This is a genomic window from Bacillus sp. sid0103 (genome assembly GCF_019219025.1).
Map to the genome: position 1 here is coordinate 109,936 of NZ_JAHUWN010000020.1, position 11,998 is coordinate 121,933.

General features: G+C 39.8%; 9 protein-coding genes and 1 riboswitch. Of the genes, 4 read left to right on the forward strand and 5 right to left on the reverse strand.

The window, feature by feature from the left end; translation table 11 throughout:
* Positions 1–17: 17 nt before the first annotated feature.
* Positions 18–2,261 (reverse strand): ribonucleoside-diphosphate reductase subunit alpha, encoded by a 2,244-nt coding sequence (locus KW850_RS21265; RefSeq protein ID WP_374226376.1) that lies wholly within the window; start codon positions 2,259–2,261, stop codon positions 18–20.
* 185 nt (positions 2,262–2,446) lie between these two features.
* A riboswitch (cobalamin riboswitch) is annotated at positions 2,447–2,647 on the reverse strand.
* 168 nt (positions 2,648–2,815) lie between these two features.
* Between KW850_RS21265 and KW850_RS21270 the strand changes: the two genes are divergently transcribed.
* The gene (locus KW850_RS21270) at positions 2,816–4,498 is read left to right on the forward strand and encodes a DMT family transporter (protein ID WP_218349763.1); all 1,683 of its coding nucleotides are present in this window, start codon (positions 2,816–2,818) and stop codon (positions 4,496–4,498) included.
* Between the two features lie 44 nt (positions 4,499–4,542).
* Here the strand turns inward: KW850_RS21270 and KW850_RS21275 are convergent, their stop codons facing one another.
* The 4 genes from KW850_RS21275 to KW850_RS21290 all read right to left on the reverse strand — a co-directional run bounded on the left by KW850_RS21275 (position 4,543) and on the right by KW850_RS21290 (position 9,571).
* Positions 4,543–6,300, reverse strand: a complete 1,758-nt coding sequence (locus KW850_RS21275) for a bifunctional metallophosphatase/5'-nucleotidase (protein WP_256358367.1) — start codon at positions 6,298–6,300, stop codon at positions 4,543–4,545.
* Positions 6,301–6,459: 159 nt separating this feature from the next.
* Positions 6,460–7,497: an alpha/beta hydrolase gene (locus KW850_RS21280; protein ID WP_218349764.1), complete on the reverse strand. Its 1,038-nt coding sequence runs from the start codon at positions 7,495–7,497 to the stop codon at positions 6,460–6,462.
* A gap of 69 nt (positions 7,498–7,566) precedes the next feature.
* The gene (locus KW850_RS21285; protein ID WP_218349765.1) at positions 7,567–8,565 is read right to left on the reverse strand and encodes a VanW family protein; all 999 of its coding nucleotides are present in this window, start codon (positions 8,563–8,565) and stop codon (positions 7,567–7,569) included.
* A 181-nt stretch (positions 8,566–8,746) separates the two neighbouring features.
* Positions 8,747–9,571: a formate/nitrite transporter family protein gene (locus KW850_RS21290; RefSeq protein ID WP_218349766.1), complete on the reverse strand. Its 825-nt coding sequence runs from the start codon at positions 9,569–9,571 to the stop codon at positions 8,747–8,749.
* Positions 9,572–9,781: 210 nt separating this feature from the next.
* Here KW850_RS21290 and KW850_RS21295 point away from each other — a divergent pair, with 210 nt between their 5' ends.
* Genes KW850_RS21295 through KW850_RS21305 form a run of 3 tightly spaced genes read left to right on the forward strand, consistent with a single transcriptional unit; the run spans position 9,782 to position 11,626 of the window.
* A complete protein-coding gene (locus KW850_RS21295) occupies positions 9,782–10,375 on the forward strand; it encodes a bifunctional transcriptional activator/DNA repair enzyme AdaA (protein WP_218349767.1) in 594 nt (197 codons plus the stop codon).
* 17 nt (positions 10,376–10,392) lie between these two features.
* Positions 10,393–10,935, forward strand: a complete 543-nt coding sequence (locus KW850_RS21300; protein WP_218349768.1) for a methylated-DNA--[protein]-cysteine S-methyltransferase — start codon at positions 10,393–10,395, stop codon at positions 10,933–10,935.
* A complete protein-coding gene (locus KW850_RS21305) occupies positions 10,925–11,626 on the forward strand; it encodes a 2OG-Fe(II) oxygenase (RefSeq protein ID WP_218349769.1) in 702 nt (233 codons plus the stop codon). Before KW850_RS21300 ends, KW850_RS21305 begins: the two co-directional genes overlap by 11 nt.
* Positions 11,627–11,998 lie beyond the last annotated feature (372 nt).

An 11,998-nucleotide genomic window follows, 5' to 3' on the forward strand; every position in this document is an offset into this window, starting at 1 on the left:
TCATTCTTAAAAAGATGTTAACTATGGCATGCTTCACATTCATCAATTTCTGTTTGCGAAGTGCTTCTTACATAATAAGTTGTCTTCAAACCTTGCTTCCAAGCTTCCATGTGAAGGTTAAGCAGGTCCTTGGCCTTAATATCATGCCTAACATAAAGGTTAAAGCTAATCCCCTGATCAATATGCCGTCCGCGTGCTGCATTCTGTTTAATACTCCAAAGTTGATCTAATGAATGTCTCGAACGACGATAATAGTCATACGTCATATGGTTTAAATCAGGTGCAGTGACTTTAAATTTAAAGTTCTTCTTTTCCTCTGCATATTCAACAGCATAAATTGGATCGATTCCATCTGTGGAACCTCCTATCTTGGCAGTTGATGAGTTCGGAGCAATGGCCATTAACCAACCATTTCTTATGCCGTGCTTAGCTACATCATTCTTTAACTCATTCCACCTTTCTGATTTGTATCCTTTCCGCTCAAAATACAATCCAGTATGCCAATCCGAACCTTTAAACTTACTATATGCCCCTTTCTCTTTTGCCAGTTCCATGGACGAACGGATCGTAAAATAGGCGATTTCCTCATACAAACGATCTGCATACTTTACTGCGGCTTCAGATTCCCAATGTATTCCTTTTAGCGCTAATAGGTGGTGCCAGCCAAACGTACCAAGCCCTACTGCTCTGTACCTTTTATTTGTTAATTGAGCTGGTCCAACCGAGATAGTATTTAAATCTATTACGTTATCGAGCATTCTAACTTGGATCCGAATTAAACGCTCAATGCCTTCTGAAGGTACTGCTTTTGCCAGATTAATAGATGATAAATTACAAACTACAAAGTCACCTGGTTTCCGAACCATGACGATATTGCCGTCTTCATCTTGGTATTCATTAACAATTGTTGTTGCGGACATATTTTGCGCAATTTCTGTACATAAATTACTGCAGTAAATGGAGGTCCTTCCCTTTCCCATTACATGCTTATTTGGATTTTGCCTGTTTACTTCATCACGATAAAACATATATGGCGTTCCTGTTTCTAATTGGGCAACCATGATACGTGTCATAATATCCATTGCACGATAGGTTTTTCGAGGAAGTAGCGGGTTATTTGTGGCCTCTTCATATTTCTCGGAAAAATACTTAACATCCGTTTCATCATAAAAATCCTCAAGGCCGAGAAGGTTCCCCTGGTCATCTTTCCAACCCATAATTTGTTTTACTTGATGGGGACAAAATGTATGCCACTGTCCAATACTTCTGCCCTGTTCATCTTTCTCTTCCAATTTTTTCATAAATAAATCAGGTATGGTGACACCAGTGAAAATATCATGGGCTTTACGGCGTTCATCCCCGTTATTTGTTTTCAAATCGAGAAACCCATTCATGATATCTTTATGAAACAAATCCAGGTAAATAGCAATGGCACCTTGACGTTGACCTAACTGATCGACACTGACCGCAGTATCATTTACCAATTTAATCCACGGCACCACACCAGAAGAGTTTCCTTTGAATTTCTTTATATCGGAACCAAGGGCGCGGACTTTGCCATAATAGATGCCAATCCCTCCGCCATCTTTACTTAACCGGGCAATATCCCAGTTATTTAAATAGATACCATCAAGAGAATCGTCTACAGTATCAATAAAGCAGGAAGAAAGTTGCCCATAGCTTTTGCCTGCATTCGCTAAAGTCGGGGTTGCAACCGTCATATATAAATTACTTAATGCCCAGTAAGCTTCCTTTACAAGCTGGAGGCGGATAGGCTGCCTTTCATACTTCATAAGTGTCATCGCAATAATCATGAACCGTTCCTGCGGGAGTTCATACACATTGCGATTATGATCTTGAGCAAGATAGCGATCCGCCAGTAAAAATAACCCTATGTAATTAAATAAAAAATCTTTATCTGGATTAATCTCTTTTGCCAATTGATCGATTTCATCTTTACTATATAAACTTAATAATTCATTAGAATAGATCCCTCTATCGGTTAATTCTTTTATTAATTGATAAAAGTCACCATATTTTAATGAATGGTGATAACCTCTACTTATTGCGGATTTTCCATATAATTCATTTAAATAGAAACGGGCTGCAACATATGTCCAATCCGGCTGGTCCATAGCAATATGATTTACTGCATAGATTAATGCTTGCTGGTTTGCTTCTAGCTCCGATACATTCATTTCGCTTATTTGTTTTTTAAGTTCCCTTGTATCAATCTGATATTGTCCTGTAATTTGTTCCATCGTTTCTAAAACATAATTACGTTCTGATAGAATCTCATTAATCATGATTCATTTCCCCCTAAAATAAAAAAATCCGCTCAAGGGTCATTGAGCGGATGAAACGATAACATGCCAAAAGGAAAAAAATAAACAATATTCTAATGCCTCTTGTCGCCACCGTTCATCTTCTCAATCCCCGAAGAAGTTGAAACATCTTAAGAAAGACAGGTCTCCTGACTCATGCTTCTACCTACTTTGAACCCTTCCCATATAAGTACCTAATAAATTAGACAGTTTTATACAGTGGTTTGTTCATTTCGTCAGCAATTACAGTTGCGGGGGCAGTTCTGGATTTACACCAGATTCCCTATTAAGCCACAATGGCATCATCTCTTAAGGCTAACACAATATGTAGTTTTAATAATCTTAATTGAACCAATATATAGTGAATCAATTAAATTATATAATAGTATAGTCACCAAAGTATTTCAAGTCTATTAATAAAATAAAAATGAAACCTTGTTGGATTTATATCCGTAAATGTAGAAAGACTTAGTTGAAAAGGGGCATTTTTTATGGGGAGCATATTTCTATTTACGTTGATTATTGGGATAGCCGCAGCAGTTATACTAATCCCAATGTTTAAACATGAACAGTCAAGTAAAAAAGACGGAAAAAAACGGAAAATCAGGCTCTTCATTACAGTTGTAGCCATTCTTATGCTAGCTGTGTTTTTATTCTATTATTTAAGTAATCATGATAGAAATTTCACCTCGGTTTGGCCTTTAGGTATTGTTCTTACCGCTGCTGGAGCCGTATTTTCTAAAGGGGCAGAAAGAAAGATTAAAGGTATTCTCTTTCTAGCAAGTGTGGCCCTTGGGATTTATTTTTTAACTGCGTTTATATTTAATGCTGATGAAAAATATGAAGTCGCCAAGATGGATGAAAAGGTAGAGATTCAAACCTTTGATGAGAAAGAAACTCCTGCCAGCGTTCCGCCGCAGTTTGCCCGCAACAAAATGAAAAAGGCATTTGGGCAGGTACCGAACACTAGTTACTACGAGCTTGGAAACCTGCAAATTCAAAAACTGAACGGGGATTATGTATACATCGCTCCCGTTGAATTCTCGGGCTTTTTCAAATGGTGGAAAGGAGAAAGTACACCAGGCTACTTTACATTAAGTGCAACCGATTCTAGCGCTAATCCTAAATTCATTAAGTCAGAAATGATTTATACCCCTTCCTCTTATTTTAATAAAAATATTGAGCGTCATATTCGCATGAAATATCCGATGAAAATTTTCTATGGCGACGTTCAATTAGAAATTGACGAGGACGGAAAACCATATTATATCCGTACCTACGGTGAATTTATTTCCGCCCGTAATGGATTTAATACAAAGGGTGTTGTCGTCGTCGATTCTAAAAGTGGCGAAATGAAAGAATTTCCGTTATCAAATGTTCCAGAATTTATCGATGGTGCAGTCTCCCCTGAAGCTGTTAGTTTGCAAAACAGCTATTACGGAAACCTCATTCATGGATTTTGGAATAGTGTATTCGGAAAGTCTGATGTGAAACTGCCCTCCGATGAAGGAACGGAGTCAAACGTAAGCCCAATCTTTGATGAAAATGGAATGATGTATTATTTCACTGATTTCACTAGTCCTAAAGAAGGGGTTGATTCCATGCTAGGGTACTCGCTGACTAACTCACGGACAGGTAAAGCAACATTCTATACTGGAAATCCAGAGCAGTCATATATGGATTCGCAAGGTGCCTTGCAGATCATTGAGAAGAAATTTATTGAAAAGAAATGGCTTGGGCAAATGCCGATTCTTTATAATTTTTATGGGGAAGCTAGTTGGTTAACACCCGTATTGGATTCAAACGGATTTCTCCAAAATTACTTTATTGTATCAGCAGCTAATCCAGAAATTTCTGTGTACGCCAGCACCCCAAATGAGGCCCTTAAACAATATAAAACAGCTTTACAAAGGGGCAAGGGCACTGTTGATGGAAATTCAAAGGCGGAAGAAAAGCAAATCAGCGGAACTGTTGTGCGAGTTTACAAGGAAAAAAGCGGGGATTTCACCGTTGTCTCATTCTTATTAAACAACCGCCAAAACTTTATCGTTTCTTCGGAAAAATCCCCACTCGCTATCTACTTAAAAGAAGGTGATAAAGTAACCGTCCATTACTTGGACACCGGCGAAGACTTCCTTCCCGCCAAAGATCTGACTATCGAAGCTTTACACTAAAAATAGGGTGTCAGGCACCAATTGGTGCCTGACACCCTATTTTATTACTGAACCCTCTGGATACAGTTTTGAATTTGATAAGTGAATGGTTTATGTTGGGCTGAGATAAAGTTCACTAACGCATCAAGGTCAACGGGCCCGACTTCTTTGTTTTGGGCTTGAGTAAATACGGTAAATCCATCTCCGCCGCCAGAAAGGAAGATATTCGCTGTTACTGAATAGGATTTATTTGGATCTATTTCCGTGCCATCTGGCAACTTAATGCTCACTACTCTTTGACCGATTGATTTATTGGGATCCCAGCTATAGCTTAAACCAGATATCTGCAGCATATTGGTTTTGGTTGGACCCCATTGCTGGTTAAGCAGTGCCCTAATCTGCTGTCCAGTCATTGTCATTTTAACAAGGTCATTATTAAAGGGCTGAACTGTGTAAACTTCTCCCCAGGTAATATCACCAGGGTCGATGTCCGCTCGGATTCCGCCAGGATTCATAAAGGCGAAGTCGGTATTCATCGCCTTCCTCCCCGCATCTGCAATGAAATCACCAAGGACGGACTCACCATTCTCATTTTGCTTAGCGGTCAGACTATTCGCTGAAGACCCGACCACCCGATTAACAATGGGTTCCACTTTTGCTTCATATCCTTCAATCATTCGTTTTATCTCTGGATCTGGCTTGATACCTTCCTGGAACGTAGTTACAATTTCTGCCGATTTTGAGACGATATCCTTAGTTTGTGGATCAATCTCGATATCCACATCTGAAAAGGCCGTGCCATAAGAATAGGATTGGACTACTAATTTATTGTCAATCATTGCGTTCATATAGGCGTGATTATGGCCGCCAAAAATGATATCCACTTCATCGTCCACCCTGTTAGCAATATCGACTAACTGCCCTTTTGGATTTTCTCCATTTGGACCGGAAGTACCCGGATTATGAGCTAAGACGACAATCGCTTTTACCCCTTGTTTTTTCAACTCCGTTACATTTTGGTTTATGGCTTCTACTTCATCTGTGAACTTTAATCCCTTTACATTACTAGGGACAACTAGCATCGGAGTCTCGGTAGTCACGACACCGATAAAGCCAATCGGCATTCCATTTACTTTGATAACTTGATAGGGTGGCAGGATTGTCTTTCCTGTTTTTTCATTGATGACATTTGCAACGATCCATGGAAAATTGGAGCCTGCAAATTTTCCAGTTTTTGGATGCGTTCCACCATTTATCAGGCGGAGCAGTTCCGTTAACCCTTCATCAAATTCATGATTACCGACGGTTCCGATATCAAAACCTAGTTTGTTCAAGATTTCAATTGTTGGTTCATCCTGTAAAAGTGCAGAAACAGGAGGGCTGGCTCCTACCATATCACCATCCTGAACAAGAAGGGTATTTTTATTCTCTGCTTCTCGCTCTTTTAAATAGGCAGCTAAATAATCAACCCGGCCAGCTGGCTTCCCGTTTACGTTTCGGGTTACATTTAATTGTCCATGCAAGTCATTAATACCTAATAATTGAATCGGAATAAAACGATTATTCGTTGAGGGTGCTTTTTTCTTTTTTGGATTATTCGTTTCCGGCCGTTTGGATTTATGTCCATGATAATCTTTCGATAATCCTTGGTTTTTTGCTTTGGTTGGCTTTTGTCTGCTCGTCTCTATCGACTTCATTTGACCGTTCGATGGATCAGGGTGAATAGTAACTTTAAGGTCTTTAGCTGCTGCACTTTGCTGACCTAATCCTCCTAATAATATGATTAGAGTAAAAGAAATTAACGATTTCTTAAACCATTCCATGCAAATCCTCCTACATTTTTATCGATGACCAATGGTATTTTTTGTTTACCAAGGAATAAATATACACATTTAAAATCATTAAAAAAGCCCCGCTATTATCTCTTCAACTTCAGTCGTTGAAAAGATAATAACGGGCTTTTAATATTGAACCTTATCACACTATACGACCAGCATTTCTGAAACTTTTTCCGCATATTCGATGATAAATTTTTCAATCTTTTTCGTATCGTCAGGATGAAACATATGGCCGGAATTGTCATACCAAACCAATTCTTTCCCAAACGGTGCCTCTAGTTCGATAAAATATTGCTCCACAGGTCGTCCGTCAACATGAACATCTTTTGCCCCGTGTAAGAAGGCAAGCGGCGTCTCTATTCTTTTTATTGTTTTAAAATTTACCTTTGCAAAATCTTCAACTAGTTCTTGGGTGTAGGTTTGATTGTAGGAGCTGTAAAGTGTATGGAAGATAGCTTTCATGGAGTATTCTGAACTATTTAAGAAGAGCTTTAAAGCACCTAGCATGCCTGGATGTTTCACTGTTTCGCTTTCATAAACCATCGAATTGTATTTGATCAGGGGGCGTCGGAAATCGGTCCATTTTTTCAGTAATAGATAAGGTGGTCGTCCTAGTTCTTCTAATTTCTTCAATGTTTTCCGGTCATTGGCTTTCTCGGCCCTGGCCTTTAACCAGTCAAAACAAATCATGTCATTTTCCTGCCAATTAATAATTTGCGATATGCCAATATAGGCATGAAGCATTTCCGGGTGCCTGGATGCAACCGATAATCCGATAATGGTCCCCCATGAATGACCAGCTAAATATACCTTTTCTTTATTAAAACGATTCCTTAAGATGTCAATTAATTCATAGCAATCGTGAATATATTGCTCGACGCGAAAAGACTCTTTGGGTGTATTTTTGTGATAGGTTTTCCCAGCCCCTCGCTGGTCCCAAAATACCACAACAAAATGTTTAACAAGCTCTTTAGTGGAAATGGACACGGCATAATTCTGACCTCGAGAAACCACGCCAGGAACCGGCATACATGGACCGCCATGAACAAATAACAATACAGGCTTCGTAACATCATCCCCCTGGATAAGGACAAACTGATCCACTCCGCCCAGCCTTATCTTTTCAACCAAATCAATTCCCTCTTCAGCAATCGTAAACTCTCGTTTCGAAAACAACCACATAATCCTCCCTCCTCATATATGTTTCTTCACACGATGTCAGGCACCATCCAATATGGTGCCTGACACTTTTTAATGTTTTGCCATTAAAGTTTGGAAGGCTGCTGATGTTCTTACTTCGATCGTTAAGGAACCTTTTTTGTAGATGGATTTGATGAGAAATGGTGCGCCAGTTGTATTCTGAAATTTGAAGTCGGGACCGCCATACGATACGGTGGCATCTCTGCCTGCAGGGACATAACCAACTGACAAAGAATGGTGGTGTTTTTCAATGTAACTAACACCTAATTGGTCTACGGCATTAAACAAGGTAGAAGAAGTCTGGCAAATCCCACCGCCAATTCCATCAACTAATTGTTTATTTACAATTTCCTTCGCTTTTTGATATCCGTGCTCGGCATCACTTGGTCCAACTGTCGTGTTAAAAGAGAAAATATCTCCTGTGCCTACAATCACATTATTTATCGCTCCTGCTGACAATTCGATATTTTTTGAACGGCCGACAACCCCGCTATTAAATCTTGTCGTATAGGTTGCCACAACGACTTCTCCTAATTGGTTCACATCCTCCGACTTATACCCGCTCTCGGTCACATAAAGAGGCAGTTCCACATCTCCTCCATTGGCCGATGCTGCAATTACCTTTTCAACCAACTCTGATTCTTCTAAAATAATCCTCGGTTTCCCTTTAATGATCTGACCTTTGGAGTCAATCTTATCCAGAACCATTCGTTGATCATAGCCATTCTTACTTTCCGTTCCTTTTGCCAAGTCGCTTGCCCACTTCTCTAGTTCCTTTTTATACGCTTCGTTATCTGTTCCAAATCCCATATCAACTGGAAGAAAGGTTTTGATAATCGATTTCGTATTTGGATCCAGTACATTGACCGTAATCGTTTTTGGTACTTCTTCCTTCTGTTTTTCTTCATATGGTATTTGAACTGGTTTTTGCTTTGGTTCTGTGACCTTTTCCCCAACCGCCTTTTCTTTCACTGTTTTTTCTGTACAACCAGCCAACCCCATTAAACTGCAGATGACTAAAAATAAAATTACAAACAAGCTTTTTCTCATTTCCCCAACCTCTTATCCTATATTTTCATGCTGTGACCTAGGACCTCCCAATGAAATCCATTCATTCTCCGATTTTATTCACTTGAACATGGCAATATGAGTGATAAGTTTTATTTTTATATAAAAAAACTCCTTTTGAATAAGGAGTTTAATAAAGAATGTTCTGTATACTGTCGGCTATCTATCTAACACCACTTTTCATCATGGGATGAATCATTTTCGGTTCCGTTACAGTCCGTTCCTTTTTCTTATAAGCATGCCAGTATGCCATAGCAATAAATACCGATCCACCCACAGCATTTCCTAAAAAAACAGGGACAAAATTCTCTAAATACGCGACCCAAGTAAAATGTCCGGCAAAGATCGCCGCTGGAATCACAAACATATTCGCCACCACGTGTTGAAAGCCAATCGCGACAAATGCCATCGTTGGAAACCAGATACCAGTAATTTTCCCGGCCATATCATTAGCACCATACGAAAGCCACACAGCCGAAGCAACAAGCCAATTACAGCCTATTCCCGAAATAAAGGCTTGGAGAAATGTAGCTTCTAATTTATGGTCAGCAACACTTATCGTTCTTTCCAGGAATGGTCCTGTTTCCGTAAGTCTAAGCAAATGTCCAAAAAAGTAAGCGACAAATAGTGCCCCCAGAAAGTTACTAACCGTTACGAGAAACCAATTATGAATAACCTTTTTCGTGCTGATCTTCTGCGCTATTCGAGCTAGCGGCACAGCCATCATATTCCCTGTTAGAAGTTCTCCACCAGCGAGTAATGTGAGGACAAGACCGATTGGAAAAACAGACGCACCAATTAAACTGCTCATCCCTTCTAAATTTCCTGTGAGTGTTGCTGTTACGCGGATGAAAAGTAAATAACCAAAAGCGATGAAGGCACCTGCTTCAAACCCCAATATCAATGTCTGTAAAGGCGGGTACTTTGATTTTTTCACTCCATTTTCAATGGTAATTTCCATGATTTTTTCGGGTTTACTGTATCCCATTAGATATACTCCTTCGTCAATAAACTGAATGCTCTTATGGTTTGTGAAATACTTAACATATTTATTTTATAACAAATACTTCTAAAAACCTGTGAATATTTCTTTAACGATTATTTAGCGCTTACATTCATCTTTGTAATCTTGCTTTAATATTCGTAATCACTTACTTCCCCCTTTAAATAGAGGTATACTGATTACCGAGGTGATAAGGTGAAAAGGGTAAAAACACCACAGAAGGTTCGTCCGGATAGTAACGGTCTGACTGAAGAAAGATGGCAGGCGATTATCAAGAATGATTCTTCTTATGATGATCAATTTTTTTATGGCGTTAAAACAACAGGTATTTTCTGTCGGCCATCCTGCAAATCCAGAGCTCCAAAAATGGAAAATGTCCAGATCTTTTTTCATACTGAACATGCACTAGCTGAGCATTTCCGCCCCTGTAAACGGTGCAAGCCGAAAGGACTGCGACTCCCAAATGAAGAATGGGTCGCACAAATTGCTGGGTACATCGACACACATTTTCACGAACCATTAACACTCGAAAGCTTGGCAGATATTTGTCACGGCAGCCCATATCATTTGCAACGGACCTTTAAGCTAATTAAGGGGGTAACCCCGGCTCAATATATTCAGGAGACACGAATTAATCAGGCTAAACAGCTGCTAGCTGCAACAGATACATCAATAAACGACATTAGTATAGATGTGGGGATCTCAAATCCAACTCATTTCGCGACGCTTTTTAAAAAAATTACAACCTATACACCTTCAGGATATCGGCAAATGTCGCGGAAGAACTAAAGAAAGGAGTTTTTATGATGGAAAATAAAAAAATTTTTTGGAAATTGTTTGTTGATGGACCTTGGGAAATGTACCTGGCAGCAACATCAAAAGGACTTTGTTATGTTGGCTCGAATCATAAGGGCTTTGAGGAATTAATGAACTGGGTGCAGAAAAAGTTTCCCCAGCACCAATTAGAACAGGATAATCACCGATTACAGGTATATGCTGACCAATTCGCCGAATATTTTCACGGAACGCGGACGTTGTTTACCTTTCCAATCGATTATTACGGGACGCCTTTTCAGCAATCAGTTTGGAACGCATTACATGAAATCCCTTACGGTTGTACACATACTTACTCGGAAATCGCGGAAATTCTGCAAAAACCTAAATCGGTCCGTGCTGTTGCCTCAGCGATTGGGGCTAATCCAATCTTAATCACGGTGCCCTGTCATCGTGTGATTGGAAAAAACGGCAAGCTCACTGGATTTCGGGGCGGATTGGAGATGAAAGAAAAGCTGTTGGAATTGGAAAAAGTACCTGCCCACATGAAAGGAATGAACAAATATGCCAAATAGGATTTCATCATTAGACTGGGATGAGGTGCACCTCATCCTAGATACTCAGGGCTTTGCAAAGCTTCCCCCATTATTGGAACCTGACCAATGCCAGGATATGATCCGTACATATGAGCATCCATCCAATTTTCGGAGCACCATTAATATGAAAAGATATCGATTCGGGGAAGGAGAATACAAATATTATCAATCTCCCTTCCCATCATTACTACAACAACTTCGCATTGACTTCTACCCGGAACTCGCCAAAGCTGCCAACCGCTGGTTACAGCAACTAAAAAAAGAACCCATTTATCCGCCCAGCCTATCAGAATTTCTTGAACATTGTCACGCCCAGGGGCAAACTCGTTCTACACCATTAATTCTTAAGTATGAAACCGGAGGATATAACTGTTTGCACCAAGATATATATGGTGATGTATACTTTCCATTCCAAGTACTATTTGTGCTAAATCAACGGGATCAAGACTATACCGGCGGTGAATCCATCCTTGTTGAGCAAAGACCTCGTGCCCAAAGCCGAGGACATGTCATTACTCTTGATCAGGGTGAAGGACTCATTTTCCCAACGAATCATCGTCCAATCGAAGGAACCCGAGGCTATTATCGGGCGACTGTTAGGCATGGCGTCAGTACGGTGACATCTGGTACCCGTTTTGGATTAGGAATTATTTTTCATGATGCGAAATAATAGCTGCATTTGAATTTATTTTTATGTGTGGAAAAGATGAATGCGGGGCCTATTCAGACAGGTTTACCTGGAAATTGCTTCATGTTGTCTGAATGCGGGGCCTATTCAGACAAGTTTACCTGGAAATTGCTTCATGTTGTCTGAATGTGGGGCCTATTCAGACAGGTTTACCTGGAAATTGCTTCATGTTGTCTGAATGCGGGGCCTATTCAGACAGGTTTACCTGGAAATTGCTTCATGTTGTCAGTCAAGTCCTATATTTTGTGTAAATTGTATTTCCTATGGTTACAATGTTTTTCAGCTTTTATGAATTTTGATGGTTTGGAAGGGGGTACCCCCTTCCAAACCATCAAGATTTCGCGCGCTTCGCGC